Annotated in this window: 14 protein-coding genes; all 14 read right to left on the minus strand. The window is 48.9% G+C overall.

What is annotated here, in order from left to right; genetic code table 11:
* Positions 1-9: 9 nt before the first annotated feature.
* Positions 10-846: a sugar phosphate isomerase/epimerase family protein gene (locus tag H8S75_RS17690; protein WP_187022779.1), complete on the minus strand. Its 837-nt coding sequence runs from the start codon at positions 844-846 to the stop codon at positions 10-12.
* A gap of 18 nt (positions 847-864) precedes the next feature.
* Positions 865-1,965: a Gfo/Idh/MocA family protein gene (locus H8S75_RS17695; protein WP_002600854.1), complete on the minus strand. Its 1,101-nt coding sequence runs from the start codon at positions 1,963-1,965 to the stop codon at positions 865-867.
* 13 nt (positions 1,966-1,978) lie between these two features.
* Complete coding sequence (locus H8S75_RS17700) at positions 1,979-2,857, minus strand: sugar phosphate isomerase/epimerase family protein (protein ID WP_187022780.1); 879 nt, start codon at positions 2,855-2,857, stop codon at positions 1,979-1,981.
* Positions 2,858-2,884: 27 nt separating this feature from the next.
* Positions 2,885-3,727: a carbohydrate ABC transporter permease gene (locus H8S75_RS17705; protein WP_187022781.1), complete on the minus strand. Its 843-nt coding sequence runs from the start codon at positions 3,725-3,727 to the stop codon at positions 2,885-2,887.
* 24 nt (positions 3,728-3,751) lie between these two features.
* Complete coding sequence (locus H8S75_RS17710) at positions 3,752-4,705, minus strand: carbohydrate ABC transporter permease (protein ID WP_025530068.1); 954 nt, start codon at positions 4,703-4,705, stop codon at positions 3,752-3,754.
* Between the two features lie 192 nt (positions 4,706-4,897).
* Positions 4,898-6,796: a DUF4838 domain-containing protein gene (locus H8S75_RS17715; protein WP_187022782.1), complete on the minus strand. Its 1,899-nt coding sequence runs from the start codon at positions 6,794-6,796 to the stop codon at positions 4,898-4,900.
* Positions 6,797-6,826: 30 nt separating this feature from the next.
* On the minus strand, positions 6,827-8,548 hold the full coding sequence (locus H8S75_RS17720) for a glycoside hydrolase family 3 protein (RefSeq protein WP_187022783.1): 1,722 nt from the start codon (positions 8,546-8,548) through the stop codon (positions 6,827-6,829).
* 211 nt (positions 8,549-8,759) lie between these two features.
* On the minus strand, positions 8,760-9,650 hold the full coding sequence (locus H8S75_RS17725) for an N-acetylmuramic acid 6-phosphate etherase (RefSeq protein ID WP_187022784.1): 891 nt from the start codon (positions 9,648-9,650) through the stop codon (positions 8,760-8,762).
* 14 nt (positions 9,651-9,664) lie between these two features.
* On the minus strand, positions 9,665-10,492 hold the full coding sequence (locus H8S75_RS17730) for a PTS system mannose/fructose/sorbose family transporter subunit IID (protein ID WP_025530362.1): 828 nt from the start codon (positions 10,490-10,492) through the stop codon (positions 9,665-9,667).
* On the minus strand, positions 10,489-11,262 hold the full coding sequence (locus H8S75_RS17735; protein WP_025530361.1) for a PTS mannose/fructose/sorbose/N-acetylgalactosamine transporter subunit IIC: 774 nt from the start codon (positions 11,260-11,262) through the stop codon (positions 10,489-10,491). The genes H8S75_RS17730 and H8S75_RS17735 overlap by 4 nt, the downstream gene beginning before the upstream one ends.
* 14 nt (positions 11,263-11,276) lie before the next feature.
* Positions 11,277-11,747, minus strand: a complete 471-nt coding sequence (locus H8S75_RS17740) for a PTS sugar transporter subunit IIB (RefSeq protein ID WP_156834891.1) — start codon at positions 11,745-11,747, stop codon at positions 11,277-11,279.
* Between the two features lie 15 nt (positions 11,748-11,762).
* A complete protein-coding gene (locus tag H8S75_RS17745; RefSeq protein ID WP_187022785.1) occupies positions 11,763-12,227 on the minus strand; it encodes a PTS sugar transporter subunit IIA in 465 nt (154 codons plus the stop codon).
* Between the two features lie 106 nt (positions 12,228-12,333).
* On the minus strand, positions 12,334-14,253 hold the full coding sequence (locus tag H8S75_RS17750; protein WP_187022786.1) for a BglG family transcription antiterminator: 1,920 nt from the start codon (positions 14,251-14,253) through the stop codon (positions 12,334-12,336).
* A gap of 163 nt (positions 14,254-14,416) precedes the next feature.
* Positions 14,417-15,568 carry a class II fructose-bisphosphate aldolase gene (locus tag H8S75_RS17755; protein WP_002600860.1) on the minus strand — a complete coding sequence of 384 codons (1,152 nt, stop codon included), beginning with the start codon at positions 15,566-15,568 and terminating at the stop codon, positions 14,417-14,419.
* Positions 15,569-15,635 lie beyond the last annotated feature (67 nt).

The following is a 15,635-nucleotide window of genomic DNA, read 5'->3' on the forward strand; positions in this document are numbered from 1 at the left end:
ACTAACCACCTACCCAAGAATTTCCCGAACATACGAAACTGCCTTCGTATACCGTTCAAAGTCTACCTTTCCTTTTTCATATTCAATGACCGCCCAGCCATTGTCTCCGAAATTCTTTTTTATTACGGACAGGAGTCTTTCATAGTCCATGTTGCCCTTGCCCAGGTCCACATAGTTTTCCTGTTTTTCAGCAAATGTCCTGCATTTTTCCATATCTTCTTTTTTAAAGTCCCGTAAATGAACGTATGAAATTCTGTCCGGATACTTCTCTAATAAATCTGCCGGTTCCCAACCGCTGCCGGCTGCCCAGCCGGTATCCAGTGCGAACCGCACCTCCGGAGCATGATGAATCAGCGCCATAAACAGCAGGCCATCCTGGTCAAACTCCCAGCAGTGGTTATGATAGTTGACGGAAACACCACTCTCCTTCGCCTTTGCTGCCATCTCGTTCAGTTTTCCAGCCATTTTCTCAGCCGCTGCCGGATCAGATAGTCTCGGATCTATGTCTTCTTCTGGATGCTGCGATGGGTCGTTCTGAGCCATACCTGTAAAAATAATATTCTTATTCGGCATAACCTGCAGAAATTCCACTGCCTTCCCAACCGCATCCTCCACCTTCTGCGGATCATCCAGAAGATCGGTCCACAGTGCAGATACATGAAGTCCTGACAGCTGCAAATGATACTGATCCAGCAGTTCCTTTAAATAACTGCTCTTTTCGACTCCGAAGAAACGCGCGCCGATCTCCACGCCCTGGCATCCGGTCTTCTCAAATTCCTTTAATACTTCTTCCGTTTCCTTTGCGATCCTGTCGGTAAACAGGACGGCATGACAGCCTATTTTCATTTTAAAAATCCTCCTGGTCTATTCAAAGTCAATGGGAACACTGCATCCGCAGTCTGAAGATTCCTGCAGCGCATCGATCAGCTTCTGAATATAAATGCCTCTCTGGAAGTCTGTATCCACCGGCGTTCCTTTTTCAATTGCATCAATAAACTGTTTTATCTCAAAATAGAAATTGATCGCAAACGGTGTTCTCGGAACATTTTCATTAATCAGATACATCTCCTCCGGAACCTTTACGCACTCCGGCGCGCCTAAATATCCGCCCTCCGGATCTTTCTTCTGGATCTGCAGTGAGAAATGGTCGGCGCCGTCAAATACCGCGTTTCCGCCGCTGCCGTATACCTCCACCGTATGTCTGCTGCCGATTCTGCTGGCCGTGTAGGAGAGCAGGACGCCATCCCTCGTTCTGGCAGAGAACATCGCCACATCGTCGTTATCCACACTGCCCCTGCCGTTCCCATGTACCCGGTCGCGTTCCTCCACCATAATACCGCTCATGCATTGTACCTCTGTGATCGGTCCCGCCGTGTCGCGGATCAGCATATCGCCGATGTCCAGCATATGGCTTCCAAAGTCCGCCATGGCTCCAGGTCCCGATAACTCCTTCTGCATCCTCCATTCCAGCTTTACCTGTGGATTGGCGATTCTGTTTCCGCCAAGAGACTGGCGAATATAAAAGATCTTTCCGAGGGAGCCGTCATCGATCAGCTTCTTCAAATACATATACCCGGGAATTCCGCGGTAGCAGAGGCCGATCATGCAGACCCTGCCGGACATTTCCGCATAATTTAATGCCTTCTGGCATTCCGGCGCATCGACTCCAAACGGCTTCTCACACAGGACGTGTTTTCCCGCCTTCAATGCCTGAACCGTTAATTCAATGTGGGAGGCATTGGGGGTACAGATGCTGACTGCATCCACCAGATCCAGAAGTTCTTCATAGCTTTCGCAGGCCTTTGCCCCCTCCAGTCCGAATTTCTCTATGTAACCGGCGGCCCTCTCCCTGATAATATCGTAAACGGCCGTAATCTTCGCCTCCGGCACTCTCAAATACCCGTCAATGTGGTTGCCTGCGATTCCGATCGTATTTCCAACTCCTACAATTCCTACTCTTACCATTGTTTTTCTCCTCTCAGCGCTTTCCAATAAATGCCTTTAAATATTCTTTTCCAAGTATCAGACCATTCTCCACCAGTTCCAGCGAATCCTCGTAATCCGGATCCTCGTGTTCGATGCTGACCGTTCCCCGATACCCCGCTTTTTCCAGTTCTCCGGTCAGCTTTCTCCAGTCCAGAAGTCCATGGCCCGGAATCCGGTAGCTCCACCAGCTGAAATCTGTCAGAATCCCGCACTCCTTCAACCGCTCTTCTTTTATCTCCGTATCCTTGGCATGGACATGGAATATCCGTTCCCCGAACTCCGCCACCGGAGCATACGGATCAATAAACTGCCATACCAGATGGGAGGGATCATAGGCCAGCCCCACCATTTTGCTGTCCAGCCGTTTCAAGATCTCTCTCCACATCACCGGGGAAATGGCGATATTTCCCATCAGCGGGCAGTTCTCAAAGGCCAGCTTTACATTTTTCTTCTCTGCGTATTCCACAATGGGAGCAAAGGTCTCCACAAACTGATCCAGGCTTCGGGCCGGTGTCCTGCGGATTGAATCCGCCTTGTCATAGATTCCCTCCTCCAGGGTCTTATTAATGCCCGTGGAAGTCACTATCTTTTCTATTCCAAGATCGCCTGCAAATGCAATCCTCTTTTTCAGTTCCTCAATATGCGCTTCTGCTTCCCCGCTGTCTGTGCTGAGAAAATTCCTGCAGTAGGTAAGAGATGTTATCGCCACCTTCCCCTTCTCCAAAACCTGCTCAAACAGCTCTCTCTCCATCGGAACGGTAGGTCCCACTTCCAGGTCTTCAAAGCCCTGGGCCGCCGCCCATTCCGCAATTTCATCCAGCTGCACCATCCCTTTTTTCACAAGGATGTTTGTCATAAAACCAAGTCTCATCTTATCCCTCCTTATAATGAGCACTCATTAACTCTTAACCGCTCCCGCAATGCCTTCCACGAAGTATTTCTGCAGACAGATAAACAACAGAATGATCGGAATAACCGCGATTACGCCGCCGGCCGCAATGCCGGTCCAGTCAACGGTATTTTCACCTTTAAACGCGTACAGTCCGACAGCCAGTGTACGGGAAGACGGGTTATTAAGCGTCAGTACCAGTGGAAGCATAAATGCGTTCCATGCCCAGATGGTCTCCATGATGACTACGGTCGTTGCAATCGGCTTCGTCAGCGGCATCATGATATTAAAGAAGGTCCGAAAGAAATTACAGCCGTCCACCTTTGCCGCCTCTTCCAGTTCTCCGGGGATCTGCTCGAAAAAGCTGGAGAAGAGAAGAAGGAAAATCACGTGAGCGCCGCCGGCCTGAGCCAGGATCAGCCCCAGTTTCGTACCGACCAGCTTCATGCTCTTGATCACCTCGTAGGTCGGTATGATCGTACTGACTAACGGTATCGCAATGCTGCTCATGAAAACCATCATCACCACTTTCTTACCCACGAAGTTATATCTTCCCATCGCATATCCTGCGAGCATCGTCATGATCAGCACGAGGAATACCGCGAAAAATGTTACAATTACCGTGTTAATGAAGTATGTATTGAAATGTGCCTTCTCCCAGATTCTGGTGACATTGTCAAAGGTGGGATTCTGGGGAATCAGTCCCAGTTTATTTTTAAAGAATTCGTTCTGGTCCTTGAAGGAAGCGGATATCATCCACAAAAACGGATAGATCCATGCCAGACCGATTATCAGCAGCAGCCCATGATTCAGCAGGGTCTTCACCTGTCTCTTTGCCTTATCTCTGTTCATCTTTACCTCCTGATTTCCTGACATCTATACGCGCCTGCTGTTCAAACGCGCCTTGATGATATTTAACACGACACCGATCACAATCACCGCGATTCCAAACAGGATTGCCGCCGCACTGGCATATCCCAGTCTCGGCATTCCGATCTCACTGGAGAACGCCGAACGATAAACGTAAGTGGCAATGACATCGGTCGCATAGAAGGGACCGCCTTCGGTCATCGTCTTGACGATATCAAATACCTTCAGGGAATTGATCGCGCACAGGATTGCGATGATTCCGCCGACCGGTGCGATAAGCGGAAGGACGATATGGATAAATGTCTGGAACCGGGTAGCTCCGTCCACGGTGGCCGCCTCGTACACGTCCTTGGAAACGCCCTGAAGTCCTGCCAGCCAGTAGATCATGTAAGTTCCGCAGTCTTTCCAGAGAGAGATGAGAACCAGTGTCGGCATGGCGTATTTTGCATTTCCCAGGAAATTGATCGGCGCCTTGATCAGATGAAGCGTGACCAGTAAATGGTTAATCGGCCCCTGGACACCCAGCAGGAAGATCATGATGATACCGACGACCGACGCGGTGGTGACAACCGGTATAAAGTACATGGTCCGGTAAACAGTTCTCCCCTTCAGCGCCTCGTTGTTCAGCATATATGCCAGGAACAGCGATACCGCCAGCTCCAAGGGAACGATCATGATTGTATATTTGAAGCTGTTGAAAAAAGCATTCCAGAACAGCTCGTCATGTATCAGTTCCACGTAATTCTGAAGTCCGATAAAAGCCGCATGGCTCGTCAGACCCGACCAGTCCAGAAACGAGTACTGAATACTGCAGATGATGGGATATCCCTGAAACAGGATATAAAAAATAAGTGACATTGACATAAACAGCCAGCACCAGCCGTTTAAGATCAGCTTTTCCCGGCGTTTATTCCGTTTTGTGACAGCTTCCACTCCCATATTCTCCGTCTTTGCTTTCATAATCCACCTCACAGATAAAATTTCTTACGGCTTGAATTAGTTTTTTAATTTAATTAAATAATATCATTATGCCTATGACTTGTCAATATATTTTTTAATTTTTTATCTATTTCTTACAAATGAAGGGCCGAAACTGCATATGAAGTCCTGTTTCATAAGCAATTTCGACCCTTTCCAAATTAAATTTCACTGCTAAAATCCTGTATAGTGGTGTCCTACCTCGATCACACGGTATACATCCACACACTCCTGGAACTCTATTTCATGCTGCTGCAGAAAGGTACAAAACTCCGACCAGGATTTTCCCGCCTCTTCCCGCTTTCCTGCTGCCAGATAAAACAACGCCTTTCCTAAACGCCTGATGTATTCGGAGTGATATTCCAGATGAATCCAATAGCTTCGGTTCTCGTCTCCGCAGCTTTTCACATGTTCCCGGATAAACGGCAGAAACTCATGCGCCATTTTTTCAAGCGAAGCCATGCGGTCTGCCACAACACGGTTCTCCCGCGGCCCCTTTCCATTGAAATAATCACAGCTGCATAAGGCAGACACCGCCTTTAAGTACTCCCGTACCCGTTCGCCCTCACGTCCATACGCCGCCGAGAAATAAGCTTCTTCCAGCCGTTCCTCTGAAAGGGACGGATCAAACAGCTTCTTTCCCATAACGTAGTTCGGCAGTGCATTCGGAAGCGCGGCGCGAAGCTCCTGGCAGCTGATATATCCGTTCAGCCCCATATCCCCCAGCCGCTCTATATCATGGCCGATGACTTCCGCCAGCCTGACGTAGCCGAAATCTCCGTAATGAGCCCTGCCCAGCGGATAATCATAGACAAAGCTGTCCCCGTGAAATATCTCCTGCCACGCGCGCAGAAAAGCCATATTCTCATTCAAATCCACCGGAAGTCGGATCTCATTTCTCCGGTATGGCATAACGGCCCCATACTCCGGACGGATTTGGTATGACTCCTCAAAAGTACGGCTGATCGGCGCAAACATCAGCACAAAACGGTCCGGGTTCTTAAAGCGCTCCTTTTGGGGAGGCCATAAAAGCTCCTGATACAGCAGAAAAACGATTCGCATGGTGCTCCCTGCCTCCGTAAGCTTTTGGTCGGCCAGATTTAATATTCTGACGTACTGGTCGGAAGGAAGCTCCTTCTTACAGGAATCACACTCACAGACGTTGTTGTACTCATCGGCCAGCCATACATGGAGATAATTGATATCCGGATTCTGAACCGCATACCGGACAATTTGATCGGTAAATGCCTCCATTACCGTTTCATCGGAATAGCAAAGATTTGTATTCATTGGAATTCCGTGAAACAGCGCTCGTGTCCCATTCAGCTGCGCCATCATGCCGGTCTCTTCTCTGGTTGGCTTCCGGGTTGCTGGCTTCCACTCCACCGCCGGAAATCCGATTACGTCGCCTGTCCATCCGTGCCCCACCTGATGAAGCTTCAGTCCCCTCCGTTTCATCTCCCTGCGCACGGTCTCCGTATACGCTTCCGCCCGCTCCGTATCAAATTCCTCCTCCGGTAGCATCGGATTGTTTTCATGATGGTACCACCTGGCCATAAAGGTATAGGGAAGCTTAAACTGAAGGAAAAATGAGTTATATCCCATTTTGGGCAGCCAGTCAATGAAGTCCAGGATGTTTTCCATCGAATCGGCGCCCTCGATACAGACTCCCCGATGGCGCAGGGAAGCCGTCTTTTTCTCGGTCATCGAAAGTGCTGCCAGCCCGGATAGCGGCTCGATGATCTCATACTTCCTCCCCGGCCGCAGGAAATGGCAGCCGGCGGACTGGAGCCAGGCGTATACACCGATTAGCACACTGCACGGATTATTTCCGGCGATCACGCCGCCCTGTTCTCCGGTATCAATTACATATCCATCCGGAGCCATCGCGGATTGTTCCGTTTCATGACAGCTTTCTCCTCCTGCTGCCAGTTCCAGCCTCAGCCGATAGCTTCCCGGCAATTGAAGCGCATCGCTCTTCTCCTGCATCTTTTTCCAATAATCCTTCAGTTCCTTTTCCGCAAACTGAATTACCTCGTGATTTTGATGCGCGTTTTCAATAATTAATTCCAATTCATGACCCCCTTTCCCCTGACGGGCAGTCTAAAAATGTGTGTCCCACATGCCGCACCAGACATCCTCGTCGTATTTCCCCTCAAATGGAGCCAGCCCCGCAATGCGCTTTACCGTCTCATCCACTGTTTCCGACGTATCATTGTATGCGTTTATGAAGGCCGGTACTCTCGCCACATCGACGAGATGGTTCGTATAATTAAAGGATGTAAATACAGTGGGAACGTCATGTATGTACCAGGGATAACAGCTCGACATGGGATGCGGCCAAAACAGCCTTACTGAATTAGTCTGTGCGAAGCTGGTAATATCCGCAAAGATCATCACCGCGTCATACCTGGCCTTAAAATCCGCTATTTTCCCTTTATTGACAGAAGATACCATGAGCTCCGGTTCATAGCCGTATTTCTTCAACGCCGCCAGAATCCGCTCCGTAATCTGATCGCTACCTCCTGACTGGACTCCCTGGCCGTAGGAAGAATTCAGACTTCCCACATTGCCGGACAGGACAAACACCCCGATCTTTTTATAAACCTCCGGAGACAGAGGAAGCTGTCCCTTCGTATTCTTGACCAGTGTGACAGCCTTCTGCGATGCCTCTCTCGCCGTCTCCAGATGCTCTCTGCATCCGATTCGCGCCAGTGCCTCTTTTCCCGGATGAAAACTGCCGCTCTCCTTCCTTCTGTGAAGTCCGATCGCCGCTTTGCAGGCCAGGATCCGGTAAATTGCCTCCGTAAGCCGCTCCTCTGTCACGATTCCCGACTTAAGGCCCGCTTTCATCGCCTCCACGTCCTCTTCTATATCATTGATTCCCAATATCATATCGCAGCCGCAGGCAATCGACAGAGGTATTGCATCGAAACGGCTCATTCCGTAATATCCCATCATCTTCGTCTGGTCTGTTACCACAAGACCATGAAACCCAAGCCGGCCGCGCAAAAGCCCCCCGATTAGCTCTCTGGAAAGGCAGGCCGGCTTCATATCCCGTTCCTCCAGCTGCGGATTCAGCTTCTTCTGATAAGCGGGAAGCGTAAAATGGGCCGCCATGATGCTTAACACACCATGATCAATCGCCGTCTGATAGATTTTCCCATACGTCTCATCCCACTCTTCACAAGTCAGACCATTGTTTGATATGGCTAGATGCTGGTCCCTCTCTTCCCAGCCATCCCCCGGGAAATGCTTAAGGCACGGCACTACGCCGTATTCCATACACCCCTTATTATATGCCTCCACGCAGTCGCTGACAAACTGCGGGTCACTGCCGTAGGCCCTCGTATTAATCAGACTGTTTCTCCAGTTGCCATAGATGTCCCCCACCGGACCAAACGTCCAGTTATACCCCACTGCAGATGTCTCACTGCCTGTAATCCGCCCCACCTCATAGGCATAACGGGCGTCTCTCGTCGCCCGGACCTGCGCCCCGGAAGCCACCAGGGTTCCCCCTTTCAGCGCGCCGTTAGGACCGGACTCACAGTTTCCCGCGTAGAGATAAGGAATTTTTGCACGCTCCTGAAGCTCTGCCATGATATCCTGAGCCTCCTCGTTGCCATAGAGTGCGGCCCTGAACGGAATGGCCGCAAGCGGATACTCTTCCAGGAACTGAATCAGCTCCTCCCTGCTTTTTCCCATGAGCGGGTCTGCAAAGAGCTGGCATACCTTTTCATGCGGCGTCATGGCGGCCTCGGTTTCCTTTACCCACCGCTCCCCTGCTTCATCCAGATAAAACGGATTTCCCCTTAAATCAACCACTTGATCTGCCTCCTTCTCCTGAGTTTATTTTGATCGTCTGACTTATTTAATTATTTTAATTAAATATTATACTGTTTATGGACTTTTGTCAATCGGGGAGAGAAGCTTTTCTGTTTAATCTTTCCGATCATATCATGAAAACCGTAGAGAAGCCCCACAACTGCCATTCGGCAGCCATAGGGCTTCTCCCTGTTACTATATTCTATTCCGCCTATATCACCCGGTTAATATCTCCCCCGCATTCCTCAAACACCTTAATTGCCTGTTCAAGACCGATTGATTTCTTCGCCATTATCAATGCAAGCTTAATATCGTACTCCGTCTCCTCCATCAGCTCCTTCGCCCGCTCTTTCGTGCACCCGGATGCCTGCTGCAGGATATACAGGAGGCGTTTTCTCATTTTGTCACTGATCGGAGGCACTTCGATCATTAAATTGCTGTACACCTTACCCAGCTTTACCATGGTAACCGTAGTAATCATATTGAGTGCCATTTTCATACAGGTGCCCGCTTTCAGCCGTGTAGATCCCGTAATTACCTCAGCTCCGGCTACCAGTTCCACCACATCATCCGCAACACGCCCAAGAAGTGTATCGTAATTGTTGATAATCGCTGCAGTTCTCGTCCCGCATTTCCTGGCATAAGTCAGCGCACCAATGGGATATGGCGTTCTTCCGGAGGCACTCAGGCCAATGCAGTAATCTTTTTCGTCAATACCGTAAGCCTCTAAATCTGCTTTTCCGCTCTCCGCAGAGTCCTCTGCACCTCCCTCCGTCTTCATAATATCTGAGAAATGCCCAGCTACGATGGGAATAAACTGGTTCTCTGTCCCAAAGGTGGCGTTCGTCTCATATCCATCCAAAAGTCCCAGATAACCGGAATGAGCTGCTCCAATAAAAAATACGCGGCCTCCGCCTGATATAGTGGAAATACAGGTATCGATCACATTTACGATCTGAGGAAGAGCCTCTTTCACTGCAGCCGCACAGCGATAATCCTCCTCATTCATAACAGCCGCTATTTCTCCGGCTTCCATATGGCTCATATCCATAGTCCGCGGATTTCGTTCCTCAGTTGTCAAGGTCATCAAATTGTCTTCCATGTTTACCTCCCTGTTTAGAAAATACCGAACAGACCGCCGACTAAGCCGAGTACGATTAAAATCACCATAACCTGCATGGATTTCATCTTCTTTTTCTTCAGCAGATAAAGCGTCATCAGTGTCAGGGCCAGTGGAAGAAGGCCATGGAACAGCTTATCCAAAATCGCTGTCTGAACCGCAAGCTCGCCGTCACTTAAATGGATCATAACCGGAGTTGACAGGGCAACAAACTGGGCCGTCAGTGCCCCCATTACCATGGCTCCGATTGCAGAAGCCCCTGTAATCACCTTTTTAATCAGACCACTGGCCATAATCTTCTGAATTCCCTCTCGCCCCAGCTTATAGCCCTGCATCCACACGTAATACGCAATGGAAAGCATGATACCCATCATCAGCACCGAGTAGACAAATGGTCCGAACAAGCTTCCTCCTGCACTCAGTGATATACCGATCGACAGCAAAATCGGCGTTAATGTCCCCTGCCACAACGTATCGCCAATTCCTGCAAACGGTCCCATTAGGCCCGTCTTAATACCGTTAATGGCCTCGTCAGATATCTCTGCTCCGTTAGCCCGCTGCTCTTCCATGGCAATGACCATGCCGTTAATGACGCCGCCAAAATGCGGTTCTGTGTTATAGAATTCCATGTGGCGCTCCAGCGCAGCCTTATATTCCTCCGGATCATCTCCATACAGTTTCTCAATAATCGGTGCCATTGCGTGTACGAATCCGGTAGCCGCAAGACGCTCATAGTTATAGTTAGCATGACTGAAAAATGTCCATCGCCAGAAGGAACCCACAACATCCTTTTTCGTTAATGTCTTTACCTGTTTTTCACTCATAAGATGGCACCTCCTTCTGATCTTCCCTCTTTAAACTGGGTATAGAAGTAAGCGATAATGAAGCTTAAGACCGCAATGACAATGACGTCAAGCTGTAAATAAACGGACAGAATAAATCCCAGCAAATAGAATAAAAGAGTATTCGGTCTTCCTATGGAGCGTAAATTCATCGCGATTCCCAGTGCCGGAAGAATTCCGCCGATTACCTGAAGCACATGAAGCGGTTTATCCCCGATCATAGCAATGAAATTGCCCACATACTCAGCTCCGAAATACGCTCCCAGCATAACAGGAATCACACTGATAATAAATACAAATATCTGAGGCGGCACTACATGGAGGAAACAGATCTTCTTTAAATTTCCTTCGCTGGCAGCCTTGTCGGCCATATGAACAAATGTGACATCAACAGTCATATGTACCACCCAAATAATAGTTCCTAATAGTCCCAGCGGCACCGCCAGCGTAATTGCGGTGGCCGGATCTACATTTCCCGCTATGGCCAGGGCCGTCCCCAGGGTCCCTGCCAGTCCCGGATCAACCGGTACGGTACCGCCGGCTGAGATAAATGCAATATAGGGAAGCTGGATCGCCGCTCCAATGATGACGCCCTCCGCCGGTCTTCCCAGAATCAAACCTACAAGTGTACCTGCCACAAGCGGCTTTTGGAACAAACTCGCGGAACCGAGTACTGTGGTCCACGGAGTCCCGATAATTCCCAAATAATACACAATACCGATTAAAATAGCCTGAAATATTGTTATCTGCATACGTAAATCCCCCCTCAGATGATTTTGTCGAGCTCCATTCTCGGGTTTTCAGCGACCATCTGTATGTATACCCTGGCCCCATTGTCTGCCAGAGTCTTCAGCATCGTAAGTTCCTCATCGGAAGCGGATATATTTTTATAGATAGTTTTTCTTCCCTTTTTAATTCCCATACCCCCGATATTGATGTGATCAAATGAAACCCCGTGTTCCTGCAAGTAGACGTATGGCTCCGGCGTTTTAGCCAGAACGATAATTTTGTCGCTCTCTTTCTGGCTTAAGAACGCCTCCACGCTCTGTTCCCTGGTATATACCTCCGCCCTGATGTTGGATGGAACCAGCGATTTGATCGTCATGCACAGGAAACTGTCCTTTGCCGTCACATCATCAATGACAATAATCTTATTCGCCCCCGTAAAGTTCACCCATGAGGTCATAACCTGCCCGTGGATCAGTCTGTCGTCAATCCTCGCCAGTACAACAGCCATAAATGTCCCCCCTTTCTATCGATCACCCGTATGCGTCCTGCACGGGTCACCGTGACAATCATCAGAACCGCTCATTAAAGCGATTCTCCCAGTAACATTGATAATTCCTTTCCGGCCGCTCTTTTCTCCAATTTCCAGTAACCCGGCGGCTGTCACCACGTGACGGTCTGCAAGCAGGACGCTTAAGACCATCGGAAGATTTAACCCTGTTAATACCTGAAGCTTGTGCTCCCGCAGAAGCTTTACGGTTTCATTACACGGCGTTCCTCCAAATAAATCCAGCAGAACGAGAACCTCATCACATCCTCCTGCCATCATGCTCTCAATCCTGTTCAGGATCTCTTCTCCAAAAAAACAGGGATCCATATCGCCATAAATACCGATGGCCTCTGCCTGCTCCTGCGGACCAATCACCATATCGGCAGTCTCCAGAATTGCTTTCCCTATATTATAATGAGTCGCAATTAAAACACCGGTCACCTCTCCACCTCCTTTCCTGTCGGCCTCTATGGTTTTAAGTATAGCACACCTATAGAGGCAGAAAATTTAATGTATTTCACTAAGCTTCGTGCAGATAATTAATATTTCAGAATTTATCACGGAGGGATTCCGTTAATTGATTCAGTAGATTTTCATAGCTTAAATCTGAAAGAAGTTCGTTTACCAGCTTTTTATTGCATACCAGGGAAGAAAGGTAATGCCAGAGCTGGAATGCCTTAGGGTTATTGGCCTCCGCGGATACCATTAAAACAATGCGGACCTTCTCACTCTCAGACCAGCTGATCTCCCGGTCCAGAAGACCGGCTACCACAAAGGTCTCCTCTGTAATCGGGCAGAGGGGATGGGGAATGGCAATCTTATTGCCGAAATAGGTGCTTCCAAGTTCTTCTCTGGCCAGGATTTCAGTTCTGAACCTCGGGGACAATTCATACTTTTCCTCAGCCAGTGTCAGAAGGCGTTCCAGTATGTCCTCTTTAGAGCCTGCTTCCCCCATGAAAACAAGATCCTCATGGAATTTTGACAGCACGGATTCGGCACTGGTATACCCGTTAATTGCCATATTCATCCGGAGAAAGTCCTGCTCGCTGGGGAACATACGAATGCGAACCGCGAGATCCTTCACCGCTCCTGTAAGCTTCCTGTGGGTCGTAAATACTGCGTCATATTTCTGCAGTTCAACGGCCGGTAGATCAACCTGATTGACAAAATCCAGGCAGGCGATCTGATTTTTAAACCACTGATTGATTCTCTGCCTGATCAGAATGGTTTCACTCTGCTTTAACGGAGTAATAACAAGGATGCTCTTCGCATTCTCTTCCGCATTTAAGTTTTCCAGCCCATAGGCAAAACAGAGTGCAAAATACGATATTTCCCCTTCCACAATCTTTTTTCCATACCGCTTCTGAATGAGCAGAGAGAAATAGATTGCAATATCAAAGGCAAACGGAAATGATTGTTTGATTTCATACAGCATCTCATTGTCCAGCTGCATATCATTCTGCAGCCTGGTGAGCAGAGGAATAAAATGCAGGCACAGAAAGATATTGAGTTCCACATCTCCGGTAAAATCCACACTGAATTCCTGGTGGATGAGGGACAGGGAATCGGTGATAAAATCATTCACCTCCTGAGGAATTCCACTCTTTCTGTCGTAGTCCCCTGTTCCTTTTAAATAGATAGCCAGCAGTCCGATCTCATCCTCCATCACCGGAAAATTCAGCTTCACTGCACTCCGTCTCAGGATACGCTCTGCAATCTCATATTCCCGTTCACTGCTGGTGTTACTCTCGTTCGTATTTTTCTTTCTTATAAAATTCCCCCCCAGCATACGTTCAATCGACAATACCACATAGACAATGAGTTCCCGGAACAGAGTATCCGAAATCTTAAACTCGTAGTCCACCAGCGTCTCTACGATAATCTCTTCAATCATGGTGACAGTCTTCATCTCCAGTGATTTTCTGTTCCTGTTTCCGGCCGGCAGTGTATAGATATTTTCCTTAATGAGACACTGCCTCTTGTTCTTTTCCAGGCCCCCGATCTTATACCCCCTTCCGGATTCGTAAGACATGGTCAGCTGGTATGGCTCAATGGTCTTTCTGACAAGCTTCATATCGAGATAAAGCGTAGATTCCGACACGGCCATCTCCTCTTCCAGCCATTCTTTGGTCAGATACTGGTTCGTTCCCAGCAGCCTGGATATCATTAATTTTACCCTCATGGGCTGTTCTGTCAGCGGAAATTCATCTGAATATTCTCTTCTGATTCTCTCCGTCAGTTCCTGGAATCTCTCCTGATTCAGCACCTTTAATATACTGCCTTTGGAAGGCATCGACAGAATAACGGCGCTTCCATCCCGGTCCAGGGCCTCTTTTACCACGTCAAAATCAGCTTTCACAGTTCTGATACTCACTTCGAGCCTGTCTGAAAAGTACTGTGATGAAAAAACCGCGCCCGGACTGGAACAAAATTCCATAAGTATCTTTAACTGGCGCTTAGACAGCATAACACTCCCTCCTTTTCCGTTGCTACTTTGTTCCACAGTGTATCGTCTTCCCCCCTCCTGATCTAGTTCCAGTATAATCAGGCCTTATGGAAAAAGCAACCCACAGAAAAAGCCCGGCATCGCTCCCTCTCAGGACCTTCTGCCGGGCCATATAACACTCTGTTTAATTCTTCTTATACCGTTCAATCATCTCTTCCAGCGTCACCTGCTCCACTAACGGCGCCTTGCCGAAGGAACCGAACTGTACGATCAGCGTTCCTACTACTTCCTTTACGCCGCGCTCGACGCAGTTTACAATCGCCGCCACATCATCGTCCGGAATTGTTCCCTTCATAACCGTATCCATGATTGGCGGAAGGAAGACACGCGGGTCAAACTGGCTCTTCTTTGCCTCCAGCAGCTCATAGATTTCTCCGATCGAAGCGCTGGTACGAAGCTCCGGATATTTTACAAACAGTTCCTTCATGTTTCTTGTGACTGCCAGACGGATATCCGTATCCACGTTGATCTTATTGATGCCGCACGGAATGGCTGCCTGCAGCTCCTCAATGGAAATACCGTAGGCATTCGTCAGTTCTCCGCCCAAAGCGTTGATCTCATCTACTATGTATTTCGGCACCGTGGAGGAACCATGAGATACGAGTGCGCCGAAGATGCCTTCATGGCTTAAGCACTCCCTGATCGCCGTGGCGATCTCTTTTCTCAGCTTTACGTCTTTTCCCTTGGAAGCGCCATGCATGGTTCCGTAAGAGATAGCAAGTGCATCCACGCCGGTCTTACGGAAGAATTCCACTGCCTTTAATGGGTTAGTGTAGGTGGAGGACGCGGAGAATACATGATCTTCCACGCCGGCCAGAACGCCCAGCTCTCCTTCTACGCTGACGCCTCTCGCATGTGCATATTTTACCACTTCTCGCGTCAGATCCACGTTCTCGTCAAATGGCAGGGAGGAACCGTCGATCATAACAGAGGTATATCCGCCCTCGATCGCCGCCACACAGGAATCAAAATCACGGCCGTGATCTAAGTGCAGGACGATGGGAATATCCGAATCTGCCCCATATTTCTTTACGGCGTCCGCGATATTCTTCGCGCCGATCTTCTTATCTTCCAGTGTCGCATTCATAAAGTCGGTACGGCCGCCCATAAAGCCGTTCGCTAAGTCTGCCCCCTGTAAAATGGCCGGGGAACGGAACATCTCGTGCACTTCAATGGCTGCTTTTGCCTGGGCTACCGCGTTTACATTAAACGCCCCCTGGCCGAATCCGTATTTTATCGTTGCCTCCATCAGAGGTCTTAAGGGAATCAATGGCATTGTCTATATCCTCACTTTCTTTTCTGTCGCCAGTCTGTATCAATAACTTTGTTTTCTCAGTCCGTCT

Source organism: Hungatella hominis (genome assembly GCF_014288005.1).
Taxonomy (GTDB): Bacteria; Bacillota; Clostridia; order Lachnospirales; family Lachnospiraceae; genus Hungatella; species Hungatella effluvii.

Coding starts and splice junctions, on each gene's coding strand:
- H8S75_RS17705 (WP_187022781.1), bottom strand. CDS start 3,727: ATGAACAGAGATAAGGCAAAGAGACAGGTGAAGACCCTGCTGAATCAT.
- H8S75_RS17710 (WP_025530068.1), bottom strand. CDS start 4,705: ATGAAAGCAAAGACGGAGAATATGGGAGTGGAAGCTGTCACAAAACGG.
- H8S75_RS17725 (WP_187022784.1), bottom strand. CDS start 9,650: ATGGAAGACAATTTGATGACCTTGACAACTGAGGAACGAAATCCGCGG.
- H8S75_RS17730 (WP_025530362.1), bottom strand. CDS start 10,492: ATGAGTGAAAAACAGGTAAAGACATTAACGAAAAAGGATGTTGTGGGT.
- H8S75_RS17690 (WP_187022779.1), bottom strand. CDS start 846: ATGAAAATAGGCTGTCATGCCGTCCTGTTTACCGACAGGATCGCAAAG.
- H8S75_RS17740 (WP_156834891.1), bottom strand. CDS start 11,747: ATGGCTGTTGTACTGGCGAGGATTGACGACAGACTGATCCACGGGCAG.
- H8S75_RS17750 (WP_187022786.1), bottom strand. CDS start 14,253: ATGCTGTCTAAGCGCCAGTTAAAGATACTTATGGAATTTTGTTCCAGT.
- H8S75_RS17695 (WP_002600854.1), bottom strand. CDS start 1,965: ATGGTAAGAGTAGGAATTGTAGGAGTTGGAAATACGATCGGAATCGCA.
- H8S75_RS17755 (WP_002600860.1), bottom strand. CDS start 15,568: ATGCCATTGATTCCCTTAAGACCTCTGATGGAGGCAACGATAAAATAC.
- H8S75_RS17735 (WP_025530361.1), bottom strand. CDS start 11,262: ATGCAGATAACAATATTTCAGGCTATTTTAATCGGTATTGTGTATTAT.
- H8S75_RS17700 (WP_187022780.1), bottom strand. CDS start 2,857: ATGAGACTTGGTTTTATGACAAACATCCTTGTGAAAAAAGGGATGGTG.